Origin of the sequence: Nocardia mangyaensis, from assembly GCF_001886715.1 — a bacterium.
Lineage (GTDB): Bacteria > Actinomycetota > Actinomycetes > Mycobacteriales > Mycobacteriaceae > Nocardia > Nocardia mangyaensis.
On the sequence record NZ_CP018082.1, the window covers coordinates 3,387,384 to 3,406,414 of the forward strand.

Here is a 19,031-nt window from a genome sequence, read left to right on the forward strand (position 1 = left end):
TACGGACCGGGCCACCCTCGTCGCCGGACTATTTCGAGTCGACCAACTTCTTCTTGTCGCCCTTCTTGGCAGCCGACTTCTTCGCACCCTTCTTCGGCGCCGATCCGTTGCCGGAGATGTTCTCGGTCGGCGTCACGGCGGTGACGACCAGATCGTCCTCGGCGGTGTCGACGTTCACCATGGCGCCCGGTTCCAGCCCGCCGTCGAGCAGCAGCCGCGAGACCCGGTTGTCGAGTTCCTTCTGCACCGTGCGGCGCAGCGGCCGGGCGCCGAACTCGGGCTGGAACCCCTTGTCTCCGAGCCAGTCCACCGCGGACTCGCTGATGTCGAGCCCGATGTCCTGGGCGGCCAGCATGCGCCGGGTGCGGTCCAGGATCAGATTCACGATCCGTTCCAGCTGCGACTTGTCGAGCCGGTGGAACACCACCGTCTCGTCGATCCGGTTGAGGAACTCGGGCCGGAAGTGCTGACCGAGCCGCTCCATCAGCTGCGGTTCGATCGCGTCCAGGTCGCCCTCGGGAGCCTTCAGGATCAGGTCCGAGCCGATGTTGGAAGTCATGATCACGATCGTGTTCTTGAAATCGACCGTGCGCCCCTTGGAATCGGTGACCCGACCGTCGTCGAGCAACTGCAACAGGACGTTGAACACATCCGGGTGCGCCTTCTCGACCTCGTCGAACAGGATCACCGAGTACGGCTGCCTGCGCACCTTGTCGGTGAGCTGGGCGGCATCGTCGTAGCCGACGTATCCGGGCGGCGCGCCGACGAGCCGGGACACGGTGTGCTTCTCCTGGAATTCGCTCATGTCGAACCGGACCAGCCGGTCCTCGTCGCCGAAGACGGCCTCGGCCAATGCCTTGGCCAGCTCGGTCTTGCCGACGCCGGTGGGGCCCAGGAACAGGAACGAGCCGATCGGCCGGTTCGGGTCCTTGAGTCCCGCCCTGGCCCGGCGCACCGCCTCCGCGACCGCGACGATCGCCTCGTCCTGGCCGATCACTCGCTGGTGCAGCACGTCCTTGAGCTCGAGCAGGCGCTGCTTCTCCTCGGCGGTGAGGTCGGCGACGGGAATGCCGGTCTGGCGCGAGATCACCTCGGCGATGTCGACCACGTCGACCTCGGGGTCCGCGGCGCTGACGCCGGATTCCGCGAGCTCCTCCTCGGCGGCGGCGATGTCGGCCTTGAGTGCCTTGGCCTTCTCGTAGTCCTCGTTGGCGACCGCGGCGTCCTTCTCCCGGTTGAGCCGGGCCAGTTCCTCGTCCCTGGCCCTGACTTCCGGATCGCGGGTGCCCGAGCGCAACCGGACGCGCGCACCCGCCTGGTCGATCAGGTCGATGGCCTTGTCCGGCATGAACCGGTCGGTGATGTAGCGGTCGGAGAGTTCGGCGGCCGCGACCAACGATGCGTCGGAATAGCGCACCTGGTGGTGCTCCTCGTAGACATCGACCAGGCCGCGCAGGATCTCGATGGTGTCGGCGACCGACGGTTCGGCCACCATCACCGGCTGGAACCGGCGCTCGAGCGCGGCGTCCTTCTCGATGTGCTTGCGGTATTCGTCGATCGTGGTCGCGCCGACCACGTGCAGGTCACCGCGGGCGAGCGCAGGCTTGAGCAGATTTCCCGCGTCCATGGACCCCTCGCCACCGCTGCCGGCGCCGACGATCGTGTGCAACTCGTCGATGAACACGATCAGCTCGTCTTTGTGCGCGCGCACCTCGTCGAGGATCTTGGTCAGCCGCTCCTCGAACTCACCGCGATACTTGCTGCCCGCCACCAGCGACCCGACATCGAGCGCGATGACGCGCCGGTCGGTGAGCGTGGACGGCACATCCCCGTTGACGATCCGCTGCGCCAACCCCTCCACGATGGCTGTCTTGCCGACCCCGGGATCACCGATCAGGACCGGATTGTTCTTGCGCCGCCGCGAGAGGATCTCGATGGTCTGCTCGATCTCCTCCGCCCGCCCGACCACCGGGTCGACCAGCCCTTCCCTGGCTTCGGCGGTGAGATCGCGACCGTATTCCTCCAGGGTGGGGGTGTCGGACTTCTCCTTGCGCGGCGACGGCAACGGTTGACGACCCGCGCCGGTGGTTTCGTCGCTGCTCCGGGTCGCGGCGATCCCGGAGCCGAGGATCTGTGCCGCCACGCTGTCGGGCAGGGAGGCGATACCGAGCAGAATGTGTTCCGGGCCGAGGTAGCTGCTGCCCGCCTGGGCGGCTTGGCGCTGGGCCGCCCGCAGGGCCAGTTTGGTGGCCGGGCTGAGGGTGATGTCGGCGAGGTCGTTCTCGCTCGGCGCGCCGGTGTCGAGGTAGTCCTGCAAATCCTCGGCGAGCTGGTCGGGGTCGAGCCCCAGTTCGGCCAGGATGCTGCGTCCCGGTTCGGCCTCGGTGGCAGCGTAGAGCAGGTGCTCCGGGGTGATCTCGGGGTTGCCCCAGTCCCGCGCCGCCTCGCGCGCCGTACCGACCAGCAACTTGGCGTTGTCGGTCATGAGCCTGCCGAGATCGATGCGCTGCACGGGCGGTGTCGAGGACATCCCGGAGCCGAAGAACCGCTGGAAGATGTCGTCGAATGGGTCCCTGGAACCGGGCCAGCTCGCTGTCATGTCCACACCTCTTCGCTCGTCATGCCGCGCGTAGCGGCGACTCCTGCAGATCGGGTCGGTACTGCCAGCAATACTTCGGCAATGCGCGGTGGCGTGCAAGCGGTTGGACAGTTTCACATCAGCAACATCATGAGGTGTGGCGCGCAAACCAAAATCCGGCCGAATCGCCCCGAAACCACCGGTTTTGTCTGATTCTTGATCAGGGAACGGCACGGACGGGTAGCGTGACGACCCGCGCGGTGGTATTGGCCGTCGCGTCCATTTTTGCCCGCCGACCGAGCTGGTCGAACAGGCCGACGGGAAGAGCACGGAGTTTGGTCAACGACGTCATCGATGTCAGCGCGGATTTCACCATCGCGCGTCAGGCATTGTGGGATGTGCTGCTGGATCCGCAGAGTTATCCGCGGATGTTCACCGGCATCGGTAGTTGTGAACGTGTCGAGCGCCCCGACGGGGCGGTGGTCTGGCAGGTCCGGGTCGGCTCGGCCGCCGCGGGCATCCAGACCCACGAGTTCGTCCTCTCGATCGGGCGCTGGTACGAGAGCTTCGAACTGCGCAGCCCGGTGCTCGGCAGTTTCGTGTCGGTGCGGCTGCGCGGCGATGTGGAACGCACCCGGCTCGACATCACCCTGTTCGCGGCGGCCAATGTCCATCCCGCGCTGGCCAACCGCAGCAACTCGGCGGTCACCGACTGGGTGAAGGCCGGATTGCGACGAACCTCCGACGTGATCGCGGGGACGCGCTCCTCGGTCGTGATCAACGCCGAACGTTCGCCGCTGCGCCGCAACGCCGGCGTCGCGCGCAGCATCGCGGCCACCGGTCTGATGCGGCCCGACCCGGTGTCGATGGTGAAGCAGCTGCGGTCGCTGTCCAAATGGGGCTTCAACCTCGCCGGCGGCTACGCCGCGGGCGCCGCGCACGAACCGGACCGGGTGGCGATCATCGACCCGACGCGGCAGCGCAGCTTCGCCGAGGTCGACGCGCGCTCGAGCGCGCTGGCGGGGGCGATGTACGCGGTGGGCCTGCGCGCGGGTGACGCCATCGGCCTGCTGGCGCGCAATCACGCGGGCATGGTCGAGACCATGGTCGCGGCAGGCAAGCTCGGCGTCGACGTCGCGCTGCTCAACGCCGGGCTGTCCGGGCGCCGGATCGAGGAGATCGTGCAGCGGCACCGCCTCAGCGCGGTTTTCGTCGACGGCGAGCTGGAAACGCTGATCCGCTACCTGCACAGCGAGATCCCGCGTTTCACCACCGATCAGTGCCCGCCCGACCCGGAGCGCACGACCGTGGACGGCCTGATCGCCCTGGGCCAGGACGACTTCCCGGTGCCCGCCCACCCCGGTCGGCTGATCGTGCTCACCTCCGGCACCAGCGGCTCGCCCAAGGGGGCGCGCCGTCCGCACGCCAAGGGCTTCGGCACCATCGCCGCGCTGCTGTCGCGGATTCCGCTGCGGGTCGAGGACGTGATGCTGATTCCGGCGCCGCTGTTCCACACCTGGGGCCTGGCCGGTCTGCAGCTGAGCACGGCGCTGCGCGCCACGGTGGTGCTCACCGACGGATTCGACGCCTTGGACTGCCTGCGCGCGATCGCCGAGCACAAGATCAGCACCCTGATCGTGGTGCCGACCATGGTCGAGCGGCTGCTCGACGTGCCCGCGGACATGCGGGCGGGTTTCGACCTGTCCAGCCTGCGGCACGTGATCAGCTGCGGCGCGCCGCTGGCCGGGGCCACCGTGCTGCGTTTCCTCGACACCTTCGGCGACGTGCTCTACAACGTCTACGGCTCGACCGAGGTCTCCTGGGCCAGCGTCGCCACACCGGATGACCTGCGGGTCTCGCCGACCACCGCCGGTCGGCCCCCGCTCGGCACCAGGGTCGCGGTGCTCGGCCCGGATCTGCGGCCGGTGCCGGTCGGATCCACCGGGCACATCTTCGTCGCCAACCACATGCTCTTCGACGGCTACGTCAACGCCGCACCGCCCGAAGAAGCCGACGGCATGCTCGACACCGGCGACCTCGGTTATCTCGACGCCTCGGGCCGGTTGTTCGTCGCGGGCCGCGACGACGAGATGATCATCTCCGGCGGCGAGAACGTCTTCCCGCGTCCGGTGGAGGAAGCGCTGGCCCATCTGCCCCAGATCACCGAGGTGGCCGTGGTCGGTGTGCCCGATCGGGAATTCGGTCAGCGGCTCGCGGCGTTCGTGGTGAAACGCGAAGGCGCGGGCCTGGATTCGGACATGGTCCGGACCTACATCCGTAACCGGCTCAGCCGCTTCTCGGTGCCCCGCGATGTCACCTTCCTCAGCGCGCTGCCGCGCGGGGAGACCGGCAAGATCCTCAAGCGGGTGCTGGTGCGGCCGGAGTCAGCGCTGAGCGAGTAGCCGCCACAGCGCGCGCTCGATCGTGGTCGAGGCTTGTTCGGCGGTCAGTCACCGCCACCCGGATGGTTCAGTGCCCGCCGACGAGCGCGCGCAGGAAGAACCCGAGGTTGGCGGGACGTTCGGCCAGGCGGCGCAGGAAATAGCCGTACCACTGGTCGCCGTAGGGGACGTAGACGCGCACGTGCTTGCCCGCGTCGGCGAGGCGCTGCTGCTCGTCGGACCTGATGCCGAACAGCATCTGGTACTCGTACTCCTCGGTCTTGCGCTGCGCGGACTGCACGGCGACCTCGGCGGCGCCGAGGACCGCCGGGTCGTGCGAGGCGATCATCGGATAGCCCGTCCCGGCGACGAGCACGGCGAGGCAGCGCAGATACGAGGCATCGACCTCGGCGCGGTCACGGAAGGCCACCGACTCCGGTTCGTCGTAGGCGCCCTTGCACAACCGGATTCGTGATCCGGGCCCCGCCATCGCTCGGCAGTCTTCTTCGGTACGGCGCAGGTAGGCCTGCAACACCGTGCCGAGCCACGGGAATTCCGCACGCAGCTCCCGAACGATCGAAAGCGTGGAGTCGGTGGTGGTGTGATCCTCGGCGTCGACGGTGACCCACAGCCCGGCGGCCTCGGCGGCGGCGCAGATCTGGTGGGCGTGGTCGCGGGCGATCGCGTGCCCGTCGTGGGGCAGGGCCTGGCCGAGTGCGGACAGCTTGACCGAAACCTCCAGCGGGCGAACAGCTCCCGTCGTGACATCGGCATGGGGGAGGCTGCCGAGCGCGGTGATCAGGGAGCGGTAGTTCGCGACGATCGCCTGCGCGCTCGCCAGATCGGTGGTGTCCTCGCCGAGGTGGTCGATGCTGACGAAACGACCGGATCGCAACAGGGTCCGCGCCGTGTCGACCGCCTGCTGCTCGGTGGTTCCCGCGACGAACCGGGCCACCACCGCGCGGCTCACCGGCAGCCGGGTGACGGTGCGTTCCAGCCGCGCGGACCGGGCGGCGGCGAGCATGGTCGAGCGCAGTGCGGACATCAGTGGGCCTCCGTCTCGGGTATCTGGTGCGGATAGCAGTGCTCGGTCGGCGGGTCGAAGGTCTCCTTGATGGTGCGCGCGGAGGTCCAGCGCAGCAGATTCTGCGCGGACCCGGCCTTGTCGTTGGTGCCCGAGGCGCGCCCGCCGCCGAAGGGCTGCTGGCCGACGACCGCGCCGGAGGGTTTGTCGTTGATGTAGAAGTTGCCCGCCGCGAAGGTCAGCCGTTGGGTCGCGGCCGTGATCGCCGCGCGGTCCTCGGCGATGATCGAGCCGGTCAGGCCGTAGGCGCTGCCGCCATCGACGAGGTCCATGGCCTCGGTGAAACCGGCCGGGGTGCTGTCGTCGTAGACGTGCACCGCGAGCAGCGGGCCGAAGTACTCGGTGCGGAAGATCTCGTCGGTGGGATCGTCGCCGACCACGACGGTGGGCTCGACGAACCAGCCGACGCTGTCGTCGCTGTGGCCGCCCGCCATCACGGTGAGCCCCTGGGTCGCCTTGGCCCGGTCCAGCGCGGCGGTGTTGCGCTCGAAGGCGCGCTGATCGATCAGTGCCCCACCGAAATTCGTGAAATCGGTGATGTCGCCGTAGCGCAGCGCCGCGGTGTGCTCGATGAGCTCTTCCGACATCCGCGCCCAGACCGACCGCGGGACGAACGCGCGCGAGGCGGCCGAACACTTCTGGCCCTGGTAGTCGAACGCGCCGCGCAGCAGGGCGGTGGTGAGCACCGCCGGGTCGGCCGAGGAGTGCGCGAGCACGAAGTCCTTGCCACCGGTCTCACCGACCAGGCGCGGATAGGTCCGGTACCGGTCCAGTCTGCCCGCGACCTCGCGCCACAGGTGCTGGAAGGTGGCCGTCGATCCGGTGAAGTGCACACCGGCCAGTCGCGGATCGGCCAGGACGACCTCGGAGATCTCCGGGCCGGGACCGTGCACGAGGTTGATCACCCCGGGCGGCAGGCCTGCGGCCTCGAGCAGGCGCATGGTCAGGTAGGCGGCGAGAGCCTGGGTGCGCGCGGGCTTCCAGACCACGGTGTTGCCCATGAGCGCGGGCGCGGTGGGCAGATTGCCCGCGATGGCAGTGAAATTGAACGGTGTGACCGCGTAGACGAAGCCCTCGAGTGAGCGGTACTGCATCCGATTCCACACCCCGCGCGTCGAGATCGGCTGCTCGGCCAGGATCTGGCGCGCGAAGGACACGTTGAACCGCCAGAAGTCGACCAGTTCGCACGGGGCGTCGATCTCGGCCTGGTAGGCGGACTTGGACTGCCCGAGCATGGTCGCGGCGCAGATCGTGGTCCGCCACGGACCGGCGAGCAGGTCGGCGGCGCGCAGGAAGATGGCGGCGCGATCGTCGAACGACCTGGCCCGCCAGACGGGGGCCGCGGCCTCGGCGGCTTCGACGGCGGCGGCCGCCTCGGCCGCGCTCGCCTCGTGGAGGGTGCCCAGGACCGCGGCGTGCCGATGCGGCTGGACCACGTCGAAGGCCGGGCCGTCGCCGCGCAGATGACGGCCGTCGATGACGTGCCGGATCTCGGTGGGCGTGGCGGTCAACTCGGTGAGCGCGGACTGCAGACGGGCGCGCTCCGGCGTTCCCGGAGCGAAGGTGCCGACCGGCTCGTTGACCGGCGGCGGGGTGGTCGCGATGGCGTCCATGGGTGCGGCTCCTGCGTCGTGGCGGATACCTGATGTGACGTAGTCAACACTGGTCCGGAGCGGTCATAATCGTCTGATCGGACGAATCGATGGTGATTCTTTGATCCGATCCGCCAACATCCGGGGAGGCGCGCGATGCTCGACGAGGACACCACGCTCGGCGCGCTGCTCAGCGCGCTCGACCAGACCGTCGCCACCCTGGTCGACGCACCGGCGGGGGAGCGGGTGCCGGTGCGGTCGGTCGTGCTGGTCGAACCTGCCGATCTGCCCGAACACCTCGGTGCCGACGGGGCGCTGCCCGCGGTGTATTTGCTCGTCGGTGTCGATGCCGAGGCCACCGCCCGCTGGCTGCACACTGTCGGCGAGCGGGACAGCGGGCAGCGGCCGCGGGTGCTGATGACCAAGGGTGCCAACGACTCGCCCGCGGTGCGCTCGGCCGCGCACGCCGCCGGGATCGCGCTGGTGCACGTGCACCGGCACGCCCGCTGGGACCAGGTGTTCGCACTGGTGCGCCGCGCGCTGGACCGCTCGCCCGGTCAGCGGACGGCCGACGAGCCCGATCTGCTCGCCCCCGACACCGACCTGTTCGCGCTGGCCCAGGTGGTGGCGAGAGAGACCGACGGCATGGTCTCCATCGAGGACCCGCACTCGCACGTGCTCGCCTACTCGGCCTCCGACGCCTCCGCCGACCAGCTGCGCATCCGCTCCATCCTCGGCCGCGAAGGCCCCGGCGACTATCTGCGAATCCTGCGGGAATGGGGTGTCTTCGACCGAGTGCGGCGCAGCGACGAGGTCGTCGACGTGCCCGAGCATCCCGAACTCGACATCCGTCGCCGCCTCGTCGTCGGCATCCGGCGCGGCGCCGACGGCGCGCAGTCCAGAATGCTCGGCACCATCTGGCTTCAGCAGGGCGATCGACCTCTGCGTCCCGACGCGGCCCAGGTGCTGCGCGGTGCCTCCGCGGTGGCGGCCCGGATCATCGCGCGCGGGCTGGACGCGCCCTCCACCGAAGCACTACTGATACGGCGCCTCTTCGGCGCCCACGGCGAAGGCGTCGATGTCCCGTCGGTGGCCGCCGCGCTGAACCTGCCCGTCGCCGGTCCGGCCGCGGTGATCGGCTTCGCCCCGGTCGGTGCGGATGACCCGGCCGCCCGGCTGAACGCGTCGAGCGGACTGCTCCGATTGCACGCCAGCGCGTTTCGTGATGACTCGGTGACCGAGGTGATCGGTGACCGAGTCTATGTCCTCCTGCCGGGCTATCACTCCGAGGCCGGCCTGAGCTCCTGGGCGCGGCGGCTGGTCGCTCAGCTCGAACGGTCACGCGCGCTGATCGTGCGAGCCGCGATCGCCGCACCGGTGGCCGGTCTGACCGCTGTGGCAGGTGCCCGTGCCGAAGTCGACCGGGTACTGGACTCACCTGCGGCCGCCACCTCCGGCGGCCGCGTCACCACCCTGGCCGACGCGCGCACCGCGGTGCTGCTCACCGAGATCGTCGATCTGATCCGAGAACGTCCCGATTTGCACGACCCGCGACTGCGCACGCTCGACGAATACGACCGAACGCACGCCGCCGAACTGCGCGTATCGGCGCAGACGTACTTGCGAGCACACGGTGAGGTCAGCACCGCCGCCGCCGAACTGCGCGTTCACCCGAACACGCTGCGCTACCGGCTACGGCGCGTGGAGGCGATCCTCGGCGTCGACCTGACCGACCCCGCGGATCGCCTCCTGCTCGAGATCCAACTCGCCGCTGTGCCCGTTTCCCTGCGCTGACGACAGTCTGAGTGAGGGTGCGGTGATGGATAGCGAACGGGGCGCGGTCTCGGGCTGCTACCGGGTCCGCGGGCTCGACCTCCCCGACGGCCTTGGCTGGGTCGATCACGCCCTCGCGCTTCTGGCCGGGCACCGCGATGGTGTGATCCGGAGTGTTGCCGATATCGGTGCAGCGCCCGGAACACCGCTGAACTGGAACGATGCGTGTTCACTGCGACAGCCCGAGTGGGCCGACGCTCAGCGTTCCGTGTCGTTAGCGCTGTTACAGTTTCCGCGCCGATCGCACGGTGGCTTGGTCAACGATGGAGACGAACCGGTCGGGGAGCGACACATATGGCTAGAGGTTCCGAACGCGGACTCGTCCGGATGCTGGTGACGATTCTCGCGGTGGTCGTGGTGCTCGGCTGCGGTGGTGGATCGGCCGCCGGGCATCCCGGCGACGATCCGGCCACGCACTGGACGGCCCTGCACGACGGGCACACCGCCTACCCCGAGGTGCGGGTGGAGCGCGGCGTGTCCATCCGGATGAGTGACGGCGTCGAGCTCAAGGCCGATCTCTACCGGCCCGCCGACGCCGCGGGCGTCGTCGAGACGAACCCGCTGCCGACGATCGTCAGCCTCACCCCGTATTCGAAACTGATGACGGGGCTGATCGAATCGGCCGCCGCCACACCGGGTCTGCAGCCGATGGCAGTCGACCTGGTGCGCAGGCTGAACCTGTCGACCACGCCGATCAGTGGCTTCGGCGATCTGATGCAGGCACTCGACGGCGGTATGATCCAGACCATGCTCGGCGTCGACCGCGCCCTCATCCGCAGCGGCTACACCGTCGTGGTCGCCGATGTGCGCGGAACCGGCCTGTCGCAGGGGAAGTGGGACACCCTCGGCGCGCGCGAGCAGCTCGATACCCGCGAGGTGATCGACTGGGCCGCCACGCAGCCGTGGTCGAATGGGCGGATCGGGATGAGCGGCGGCTCCTATTCCGGTATCAACCAGCTGCGCGCCGCGGAGAACGCGCCGGCCGCCCTGCAGGCCATCTTCCCCGTGGAACCCGGCAGTGACCTCATGCGCGACGTGGTCGCCCCCGGCGGCGGAGTCGGCACGACCTTCCTGCCCATGTGGCTGAACTCGGTCAATCAGTTCAAGCTCGTGCCCGATGTGGCCTCGATGGTCGAGGGCGAGTTCGACTGGACCTGGCTCAACGACCGCATCGCCGATCCCACCACCAACTTCGACCTGCTCGCCCAGGCCCTGCTCACCCCCACCCTGGACGACATGCCCCCGGAGCTGGCCGCGGCGCTGGACGACAAATCCGACTTCCGTCAGGCGATCCAGGGCCGTCCCGAGGAGATCACCGTACCCACTTTCGTCTACGGCGGCTGGCACGACATCTTCGCCAACAGCGCCACCAAGCTCTACGAGCAGATCCCACTGCCTGCCGGCCGCAAACAGCTCGTCGTCGGCGACACCTACCATGCCAATCCCGGTGCGGGCACCGGTGTGCCAGGTGCGCCGCCGCGCCTGGATGTGCTGCAGCGCGCCTGGTTCGACAAGTGGCTCAAGGACATCGACAGCGGCATCGAGGATTTCGGCCCGGTCACGGTGAAACAGCAAGGCGGCGACTGGATCACCCTCGACCAGTTCCCGCAGCCGGGCGTCACCCACCGCCGCGTCTACCTGTCCGCCGCGGCCAGCGGCAGCACCGAGGACAGCCTGCACGACGGATCGCTCTCGGCCACCGGCCCCGGTACAGCCGAAACCCTCACCGTCGCACCGGGAATCACCACCGCCTGCTCTCGCGACGCGGCCCAGGGCTCGGCGGGAATGACTGCGTTCCTCGACCTGTGCGCCAAAGACGCGCGCATCGCCGAACGCAACGGGCTCACCTTCACCAGCGCGCCGCTCACCGAACAGACGGTGATCTCCGGCCCGATCAACGTGCGGCTCAACACTGTTCACGACGCCGCCGATGGCTACTGGAACGTCACCGTCAACGACGTCGCCCCCGACGGTACCTCGACCGTGCTCACCACCGGCCAGCTCACCGCATCGATGCGGGCGATCGACGAACGCCGCAGCGCCCGCTCGGTCAACGGCGACCTCACCGCCCCGTTCAACCCGCTCAGTCTCGACCGGCTCCTGCCGGTGCCGACCGGGCACCCGGTGGCCATCGACATCGCCGTGATTCCCACCCAGGCGGTGCTGGCGCCGGGCCACCGGGTGCGCGTCGACGTCTTCGCGGGCAATTCGCCCAAGGGTCTGGCCTTCCGGCCGATGCTCAACAACACCGAGCTCAAACCCCAGCACCTGCACCTGGATCCGGCGGCCCCGAGCTTCGTCAACCTGCCCACCGACAAGCCGATCCCGTGACCGCCGTCGACCTCAGAGCTGCGATTTCACCTCGGCGGCGATGAGTTCGAGGTGATCGAGATCGGCGAGGTCCAGGATCTGCAGGTAGATCCGGCTCGCACCGATCTCGCGGTAGCGGGCGATCTTGTCGACCACCTCGGCGGGCGAACCGGCCAGCCCGTTCTCCTTCAGTTCGTCGACCTCGCGACCGATCGCGGCCGCCCGGCGCGCCACTTCGGCATCGGTGTGCCCGACACACGCCACCAGCGCGTTGGAGTACACCAGGTCGTCGGTGCGCCCTGCCGCGCGGACCGCGGCACGCACCCGGTCGAACTGGGCGACGCTGTCGTCGATCGAGGCGAACGGCATGTTGAACTCGGTGGCGTAGCGGGCGGCCAGGCGCGGCGTGCGGACCTTGCCGTTGCCGCCGATCACCACGGGCACCGGATCCTGCACCGGCTTGGGCAGGGCGGGGGAGTCGGTGAGCTGGTAGTGGTCGCCCGCGAAGCCGAACGTTTCACCGGGCTTGGTCTCCCAGAGTCCGGTGATGACGGCCAGCTGCTCCTCGAGCAGGCCGAAACGGTTGTCCGGGAACGGTATTCCGTAGGCGGCGTGCTCGGCGGCGAACCAGCCGCTGCCCAGGCCGAGTTCGATCCGTCCGCCCGACATCTGATCGACCTGGGCGACCTGGATGGCCAGTGGTCCCGGCAGCCGGAAGGTCGCGGCGGTCACCAGCGTGCCGAGCCGGATGCGGGAGGTGTCGCGGGCCAGCCCGGCCAGGGTGATCCAGGCGTCGGTCGGGCCGGGCAGGCCGGAGGCGTCGCCCATGGCGAGGTAGTGGTCGGAGCGGAAGAACGCGTCGAAGCCGAGCTCCTCGGCGGTGCGCGCCACCGACAGCAGCGTGTCGTAGTCGGCGCCCTGCTGGGGCTCGGTGAAGATGCGGAGGTCCATGATCACCATCGTGCCCGATCCCGCTCCGGCGGGTTCGATTCGGTGCCGGGCGCCCGCCGGGTGCGACAGGATGGTGGGATTCTGGTGTGCTCGACTCGTCGTGAGGAGGTCGTGTGGTGGCGCAGCCCATCATCGTCGTCATGGGTGTGTCCGGATGCGGCAAGTCCACGATCGGCGTGCTGACCGCCGAACGGCTCGGACTGCCCTACGCCGAAGGCGACGACTTCCACCCCACCGCGAACATCCAGAAGATGGCGGCCGGCATTCCACTCACCGACCAGGACCGGGCCCCGTGGCTCGACATCGTCGCGGCCTGGCTCGGGGACCATCGCGTCTCCGGCGGGGTCGTGGCCTGCTCGGCGCTGCGGCGCGCCTACCGGGACCGGCTGCGCGCCGGTGCGCCCGAGGCGTACTTCGTCCATCTGGCCGCAGGTCGCGACGAACTGCTGCGCCGGATGGCGGGCCGGCACGGCCACTTCATGCCGACCATCCTGCTCGACTCACAACTGGCGACGCTGGAGCCACTCGAACCCGACGAGCCCGGCGTGACCCTCGACGCGCTTGCCCCGCCGAGTGTCCTGGTGAACGAGGCGATCGACGCCTGGCGCGCCGATCACCGCTGAAGCAACGGATGCAGTTGCTCGACCGGGGCGAGCATCAACCCCGCGCCGACGACCAGGGCGGCCAGGCAGACAACAGCGAAGAACACCACCCACAGCAGCGCGGGCAGATGCGTGAGCCGGGCCAGCTGATCGGCGTCGGACACCCCGGGACCGCGTTGCCTGCGCCTGCTGCGCTGCAGCTCGATCACCGGCCGGACCGCGGCCGCGAGCAGGAACCAGGCGGCGAGATAGGCGAAACCGGCCTGCAGCAACTCGTCACCGAACCAGGAGACGCCGAACACCGCCCCGCCGAGCACGAGCACGGTCACCACGCCGTAGACGTTGCGCACCTTGACCAGGACGGCAGCCAGCATGACCAGTGTCGCCCACAGCATCACCGTGACCCGCCCCGAGCCCAGCAGCGCCGCGTACCCGAGCCCGAGCAGCGCCGGCGCGGGATATCCGGCAGCGGCGGTGACGATCATGCCGAGTCCGGTCGGCTTGCCGCTCGAGACCGTGAGCCCCGAGGTGTCGGTGTGCAGGGTGATCGCGTGCAGCCTGCGCCCGGTGAGCAGGGCGAACAGCGCGTGCCCCGCCTCGTGCGCCACGGTGACCACGGCCCTGGTCAACCGCCACAGTGGCCGATATCCGACGAGGACGAGCGCGAGCACCGCGGTGACCAGCACCAGCCACCACGGTGGCGCGTCTTGCGGGGCGAGCAGTTGTTCGAACGACGAGCTGACGGATCCGGTGTCCACCGCCGCACCTTAGCCGCGAATCGCCGTCGGCACCGCCCGGTCCAGCCCACTCGCCCGGGATTCGCCCGAGCCCGATGCCGGCGGCGCTGTACTCGTTTGTGCGAGCGGCTGTTTCAGGGATCGGTGGTTTCGCCATCGGGTACCACGACGATCGTTAGCCGTGGTAGCAATGGGCATGCAGATGCGCCCTCACCGCTGGACTCCGCCCCGCCCCACCGCCCGTGCGCGGCAGACACACAGCGAACCACCCATGCCGTCGCCGCGACTGCTGCCGCTGCCGGGCAAGGGCCCCGAGGACGTCGTGCTGACCCCGGACGGGAAGGTGGTCACCGGCACCGATGACGGAGCGATCTGGCGCATCGATCCGGCCGACGGCTCGGTCGAGCGGATCGCGCAGGCCGGTGGCCGCGTACTGGGCATGCACGCCGATGCCGACGGTTCGCTGCTGATCTGCGTGGCGGGCCACGGCGTGCTCCGGCTGGCCGAAGCGGGCGCCGAGCTGGAAGTGGTGATCGGCACGATCGACGGGGTGCCACTGGCCTTCCCGAGCAATGTGGTGCGCGACGACGACGGCACCATCTACTTCTCGATCGCCTCGCGACGGTGGCCGTTCGAACAGTGGATGGCCGACATTCTCGAGCATTCCGGCAGCGGGCAGCTGGTGCGCCGCGATCCGGACGGGACGCTCGAGGTGCTCGTCGACGGGCTGCAGTTCGGCAACGGCGTGGTACTCGCGCCGGACCGCTCCTGCCTGCTGGTCGCCGAGACGGGCGCCTACCGGATCACCCGCTACTGGCTGACGGGTCCGCGCGCGGGCACCCACGACCACCTCGTCGAGAATCTGCCCGGCTCACCCGACAACATGTCGCTCGGCAGCGATGGGCTGGTCTGGGTCGGCATGGTCGCACCCCGCAACCCGCTGCTCGACCGCCTCTTCGCGCTGCCCGGCCTGTTCCGCCGCCTGTCCTGGGCGCTGCCGGACCGGTTGCAACCCGCGCCGGTGCGCTCGACCTGGGTGCTCGCCCTCGATTTCGGTGGCACCGTCGTCCACGATCTCCAGCGGGCGGGTGACACCTACGCGATGGTCACCTCGGTCGCCGAACACGATGGCACCCTGTATCTCGGCAGCCTGTCCGAATCGGCCGCCGCGGTGACCGCTGTGCGGTGACCTCGCGCAGTATCGTCGAACTCGTCCGGCACGTGCACCGCGCTGAGGGGACGGTCCGACGATGTCCAAGCCCTGCCTGTTGTTGCAGCTGCGCCCGGAGCGGGCGGCCGCCGACGACGAGTACACCGCGCTGCTGCACGCGGCCGGCCTGACCGTCGGCGAGGTGGTGCGCGTCCAGATGGACCAAGGGTTCCCCGAGATCCAGCTGGACGAGTTCTGCGCGGTGATCGTCGGCGGCGGACCGAGCAATGTGAGCAATCCCGAACACGAGAAGTACGACTACCAGCGTCGATTCGAACCACCGCTGCGGCAGTTGATCGCCGAGATCGTCGACCGGGACTTCCCGTACTTCGGCGCCTGCTACGGGTTGGGCATTCTGGCCGAGGTGCTCGGCGGGGAAGTCGGTGCCGAGCGCTACGGCGAACCCGTCGGCGCCGCCACGATCATCCTGACCGACGGCGCCGACGACCCGCTGCTCATCGACATCCCGCGCTCCTTCCGCGCGTTCGTCGGCCACAAGGAGGCTGTTCAGCAGGTGCCACCCGGCGCGGTCCTGCTCGCCGAATCCGCCGACTGCCCGGTCCAGATGATCCGGGTCGGCCGCAATGTCTACGCCACCCAGTTCCATCCCGAACTGGACGGAAACGGCTTGGCGGTTCGCATCGAAACCTACCGGCACGCGGGCTATTTCGATCCGAGTGCGGCCGACGAGCTGGCCGAACTCGGGCGCCGGGAATCGGTCCCGGTGCCCAGGGAACTCCTGCGCCGCTTCACCGCCCGGAGTAGAAGCTGAGTTCGGCGGTGACGTCGAAGCGGGGACTCGGCGCCGGTGCGGGTCGGCTGGCTGCGAGTCGGCCGATCAGCGCGCTGTACCGCTCACGGTGCCGGATTTCGGTCCGGGGCCGAGAACCCCGGCCAACAGTGCCGCGGCCGCGAGGGCGGCGGCGCTCCACAGCAGGGGAAGAATTCCGGCACTTTCGACGACGAGTCCGCCGACAAACGCGCCTGCCGCGATGGCGGCGGTGAAAACCCCGACGTACAGCCCCGTGACGTGCTCGATCCGATCCGGTGCCGCCGCGGTCATCCACAACTGCGCGCCCACAGAGAGCCCGCCATAGGCCAGCCCCCACAGCGCGATGGCCGCCCCCGCCGTGAGCGCCGCCGTGCCGAACACCGCGAGGGTCGTGACCGCGACGCCGATGCCGACGGCCAGCAGCGCCACGGTGTGCACCGGGCGACGTGCCGCGAGTGCACCGGCGGCAAAGTTGCCGACCATGCCGAACACGCCGTACAGCAGCAGGAGCAGCGCGATCGCGTTCGCGGCCAGCCCCGCGCGATCCTCGAGGACCAGCCGGACATAGGTGTAGGCGGCGAAGTGCGCGGTCACCAGCAGAACCACCACGACCAGACCGGTGACGACCGCGGGCCGAAGCAGCGGCCGGGGCGCCGTCGACACCGCGTCGTCGCCCGGTCCTTCGGGGCGGCGCAGGCGCGGCAGAACCAGCACCAGACCCGCGGCGACAACCAGCCCGACAGCCGTGAGCGCACCGAACGCGGCGCGCCAACCGAATCCGTTCCCGACGAATGTGCCGAGCGGCACACCAAGGACCGAGGCCGCGGCGACGCCGCTGACGGTGAACGAGACAGCCAGCGCGATGTGCCGGGGAGCGACCAACCGGGTCGCCACCGCCGACGCGAGACCCCACACCGTGCCCATCCCGATCCCGAGGACGGCCCGCGACAGCATGAGCGTCCCGAATCCGCTCGCGACCATGGTCAGCGCGTTTGCGGCGGCGAGCAGGACCATCGCGGCGGCCAGCACGATGCGCCGGTCCAGGTTCCCGAGCAGCCGAGGCACGATCGGCGCGGTCACCGCCGAGACCAGCCCGGTGACGGTGAGGCTGAGCCCTGCCTTGCCCGGCGAGATCCCGAGGCCCTCTCCCATCGGCGTGAGCACACCGACCGGAAGCATCTCGGAGGTCACCACGAGAAAGGTGCTGAGGGTCAGCACACCGACCGCACCCCACCGGGCGGGCGATGTTCTTTCGGGCGCGGCGGGAAGAACCGTAGTCGTCATACCCACCAGTCCACCGCCCGGCGACCGGTGGAACAACGCCGATCTGCTCACCGATCAATGAGCTAGATTGATGGATATGGCCGGTGAACACCCCACGATGCACCAGGTGCAACTCCAGCAGATCGAATGCCTGATCACCCTCGCGGAGGAACTGCACTTCGGCCGCACCGCCGAGCGTCTCGGCTACTCCCAGTCGCGGGTGAGCCAGCTCGTCGCCGCGCTCGAGGGCCGCGTCGGTGCGCGGCTGGTCGAGCGCACCAGCCGGCGCGTGGCGCTGACCCGACTCGGCGAGCAGTTCGTCAAGGAGGTCCGGCCCGCCTACCGCGCCCTGGCGACGACCTTCACGCGGGCGCGGGAGCGGGCCATGCGCGGCGCGTTGCAGGAACTGCGGATCGGATTCACCGGCATGGTCTACGAGGAGATCACCCGCAGTTTCCGTGCCTTGCGCGCCGAATACGGAGTCACTGTCGACGTGCACGACCTGCCACTCGGCTCGCCCTTCTCGGCCGTCCTCGATGGCACGGTCGATGCCGTCATCGCCGAACTACCCGTCCACGAAGCCGAACTCACCGTCGGCTTCCGTTTCCCGCCACAGGATCAGTTCGTCGCCCTGGCCTCCGAACACCGCCTGGCGCGGCGCGACGCCATCGATGTCGAAGACCTCGCCGAACTCGACCTACTGCACCGGGTCGGTGACGCGGCCGACTATTGGAAAGCCGCCCGCACCCCACCGGTCACCCCGTCGGGCGCACCGATCCCGTCGACAGCGGGCATCACCACCATCCAGCAGGGGATGGCGCTGGCCGCCGCCGGGCAGCACGCCCTGCTCGTGTGCCGCCCGGTCCTCGACCACCATGTCCGCACCGACTTGCGCTTCCTGCCGGTACGCGGGCTCGAGGGCACCAGCCGACTCGGTCTGATCTGGCGCACCGACCGCACCAGCCCGGCCTTGACCGCCCTCGCGGGGCTGCTCGAACTCGGCGGCCCCGCCGACGCGGAGCCGCTCGTCGCCGTCTAGACCTGGGTCAGCCGCGCACGGTGGACGGCACCGGGTGATCGGGTTCGAGCGCGGGCAGGCCGTCGATGCTGGCGGAGTTGTCGCCCGCGATGCGCCGGGCGAAATCGGCGTCGGTGCGACGAGTGTGGGCCTCGTCGAGGACGGCGCGTTCCTCGACGAAGTCGAGGCGAGGCACCGACCACCCACACGAATCGGCGATCCGGTCGACCGAGATCGTGACCACCGCGCGAATTCCGGTGTGTCCGGTGCCGAAATGCGCACTGAGCGCGGCGAATTCGGGGGAATCCGGGCGAACCACCCGGCCGGTACCGAACAGGCGAAGGATGCGGGCGACGCGGTCGAACGAACAGAACATGACGGTGATCCGGCCGTTGTCGCGCAGATGGGCGATTGTTTCCGAGCCGCTGCCGAACAGGTCGAGATAGGCGACCGTGTGATCGTCGACGACGGCGAAGGTGTCGCGATAGCCCTTCGGCGAGACATTGACATGCCCGCCCTCCGACGGCGCGGTGCCGACGAAGAACATCGGCTGCGCCGTGATGAAGGCTCGCAGCTTGTCATCGATCCGGTCGAAGATCTTGCCCATGACGCTCTTTCCGTCTCGCCGAGCGGCGAGCTCCCCGGCGCCGAGTGTATCGACCGACCTGAGCCCCGACGGTTCACGATCAGGGGTTGACGC

At 69.5% G+C, this 19,031-nt stretch carries 14 protein-coding genes; 7 read left to right on the forward strand and 7 right to left on the reverse strand.

Translation table 11 applies throughout. From position 1 onward, the window contains the following. Positions 1–28: 28 nt before the first annotated feature. Positions 29–2,599 carry an ATP-dependent Clp protease ATP-binding subunit gene (locus BOX37_RS15210; RefSeq protein WP_071928226.1) on the reverse strand — a complete coding sequence of 857 codons (2,571 nt, stop codon included), beginning with the start codon at positions 2,597–2,599 and terminating at the stop codon, positions 29–31. A gap of 314 nt (positions 2,600–2,913) precedes the next feature. Between BOX37_RS15210 and BOX37_RS15215 the strand changes: the two genes are divergently transcribed. Further along, positions 2,914–4,980, forward strand: coding sequence for an AMP-binding protein (locus BOX37_RS15215; RefSeq protein WP_071928227.1), 2,067 nt, complete (start codon positions 2,914–2,916; stop codon positions 4,978–4,980). 67 nt (positions 4,981–5,047) lie between these two features. On the opposite strand, the gene BOX37_RS15220 is transcribed toward BOX37_RS15215, so the two are convergent. Together BOX37_RS15220 and pruA are read right to left on the reverse strand one after the other, a co-directional pair. Then, positions 5,048–6,004 (reverse strand): proline dehydrogenase family protein, encoded by a 957-nt coding sequence (locus BOX37_RS15220; protein ID WP_071928228.1) that lies wholly within the window; start codon positions 6,002–6,004, stop codon positions 5,048–5,050. Further along, positions 6,004–7,656: an L-glutamate gamma-semialdehyde dehydrogenase gene (pruA, locus tag BOX37_RS15225; RefSeq protein WP_071928229.1), complete on the reverse strand. Its 1,653-nt coding sequence runs from the start codon at positions 7,654–7,656 to the stop codon at positions 6,004–6,006. Before pruA ends, BOX37_RS15220 begins: the two co-directional genes overlap by 1 nt. A gap of 135 nt (positions 7,657–7,791) precedes the next feature. Between pruA and BOX37_RS15230 the strand changes: the two genes are divergently transcribed. Further along, on the forward strand, positions 7,792–9,429 hold the full coding sequence (locus tag BOX37_RS15230) for a PucR family transcriptional regulator (protein ID WP_084759705.1): 1,638 nt from the start codon (positions 7,792–7,794) through the stop codon (positions 9,427–9,429). 333 nt (positions 9,430–9,762) lie between these two features. Next, positions 9,763–11,799 carry a CocE/NonD family hydrolase gene (locus BOX37_RS15235; RefSeq protein WP_240505355.1) on the forward strand — a complete coding sequence of 679 codons (2,037 nt, stop codon included), beginning with the start codon at positions 9,763–9,765 and terminating at the stop codon, positions 11,797–11,799. A 12-nt stretch (positions 11,800–11,811) separates the two neighbouring features. Here BOX37_RS15235 and BOX37_RS15240 read toward each other — a convergent pair whose 3' ends face one another. After that, positions 11,812–12,729, reverse strand: a complete 918-nt coding sequence (locus BOX37_RS15240; protein WP_071931526.1) for an LLM class F420-dependent oxidoreductase — start codon at positions 12,727–12,729, stop codon at positions 11,812–11,814. 140 nt (positions 12,730–12,869) lie between these two features. Between BOX37_RS15240 and BOX37_RS15245 the strand changes: the two genes are divergently transcribed. Beyond that, positions 12,870–13,352 carry a gluconokinase gene (locus BOX37_RS15245; RefSeq protein WP_071931527.1) on the forward strand — a complete coding sequence of 161 codons (483 nt, stop codon included), beginning with the start codon at positions 12,870–12,872 and terminating at the stop codon, positions 13,350–13,352. Here BOX37_RS15245 and BOX37_RS15250 read toward each other — a convergent pair. Next, positions 13,343–14,089, reverse strand: a complete 747-nt coding sequence (locus tag BOX37_RS15250; protein ID WP_071928231.1) for a M50 family metallopeptidase — start codon at positions 14,087–14,089, stop codon at positions 13,343–13,345. The genes BOX37_RS15245 and BOX37_RS15250 overlap by 10 nt on opposite strands. A 250-nt stretch (positions 14,090–14,339) precedes the next feature. On the opposite strand from BOX37_RS15250, the gene BOX37_RS15255 reads away from it, so the two are divergent. Together BOX37_RS15255 and BOX37_RS15260 are read left to right on the forward strand one after the other, a co-directional pair. Beyond that, positions 14,340–15,257, forward strand: a complete 918-nt coding sequence (locus BOX37_RS15255) for an SMP-30/gluconolactonase/LRE family protein (RefSeq protein WP_071931528.1) — start codon at positions 14,340–14,342, stop codon at positions 15,255–15,257. 61 nt (positions 15,258–15,318) lie between these two features. After that, positions 15,319–16,050, forward strand: coding sequence for a glutamine amidotransferase (locus BOX37_RS15260; protein ID WP_071928232.1), 732 nt, complete (start codon positions 15,319–15,321; stop codon positions 16,048–16,050). Positions 16,051–16,116: 66 nt separating this feature from the next. On the opposite strand, the gene BOX37_RS15265 is transcribed toward BOX37_RS15260, so the two are convergent. Then, complete coding sequence (locus BOX37_RS15265) at positions 16,117–17,334, reverse strand: MFS transporter (protein ID WP_071931529.1); 1,218 nt, start codon at positions 17,332–17,334, stop codon at positions 16,117–16,119. A gap of 76 nt (positions 17,335–17,410) precedes the next feature. Here BOX37_RS15265 and BOX37_RS15270 point away from each other — a divergent pair, with 76 nt between their 5' ends. Next, a complete protein-coding gene (locus BOX37_RS15270) occupies positions 17,411–18,352 on the forward strand; it encodes a LysR family transcriptional regulator (protein ID WP_071928233.1) in 942 nt (313 codons plus the stop codon). 7 nt (positions 18,353–18,359) lie between these two features. On the opposite strand, the gene BOX37_RS15275 is transcribed toward BOX37_RS15270, so the two are convergent. Then, positions 18,360–18,938 carry a pyridoxamine 5'-phosphate oxidase family protein gene (locus BOX37_RS15275; protein WP_071928234.1) on the reverse strand — a complete coding sequence of 193 codons (579 nt, stop codon included), beginning with the start codon at positions 18,936–18,938 and terminating at the stop codon, positions 18,360–18,362. Positions 18,939–19,031 lie beyond the last annotated feature (93 nt).

Bases quoted from the DNA above. Each gene is read 5' to 3' on its own strand.
- BOX37_RS15255 (WP_071931528.1), top strand. From the start codon at position 14,340: ATGCCGTCGCCGCGACTGCTGCCGCTGCCGGGCAAGGGCCCCGAGGAC.
- BOX37_RS15235 (WP_240505355.1), top strand. From the start codon at position 9,763: ATGGCTAGAGGTTCCGAACGCGGACTCGTCCGGATGCTGGTGACGATT.
- BOX37_RS15240 (WP_071931526.1), bottom strand. From the start codon at position 12,729: ATGGACCTCCGCATCTTCACCGAGCCCCAGCAGGGCGCCGACTACGAC.
- BOX37_RS15265 (WP_071931529.1), bottom strand. From the start codon at position 17,334: ATGACGACTACGGTTCTTCCCGCCGCGCCCGAAAGAACATCGCCCGCC.
- BOX37_RS15270 (WP_071928233.1), top strand. From the start codon at position 17,411: ATGGCCGGTGAACACCCCACGATGCACCAGGTGCAACTCCAGCAGATC.
- BOX37_RS15210 (WP_071928226.1), bottom strand. From the start codon at position 2,599: ATGACAGCGAGCTGGCCCGGTTCCAGGGACCCATTCGACGACATCTTC.
- BOX37_RS15245 (WP_071931527.1), top strand. From the start codon at position 12,870: ATGGGTGTGTCCGGATGCGGCAAGTCCACGATCGGCGTGCTGACCGCC.
- pruA (WP_071928229.1), bottom strand. From the start codon at position 7,656: ATGGACGCCATCGCGACCACCCCGCCGCCGGTCAACGAGCCGGTCGGC.
- BOX37_RS15220 (WP_071928228.1), bottom strand. From the start codon at position 6,004: ATGTCCGCACTGCGCTCGACCATGCTCGCCGCCGCCCGGTCCGCGCGG.
- BOX37_RS15275 (WP_071928234.1), bottom strand. From the start codon at position 18,938: ATGGGCAAGATCTTCGACCGGATCGATGACAAGCTGCGAGCCTTCATC.
- BOX37_RS15230 (WP_084759705.1), top strand. From the start codon at position 7,792: ATGCTCGACGAGGACACCACGCTCGGCGCGCTGCTCAGCGCGCTCGAC.
- BOX37_RS15260 (WP_071928232.1), top strand. From the start codon at position 15,319: ATGTCCAAGCCCTGCCTGTTGTTGCAGCTGCGCCCGGAGCGGGCGGCC.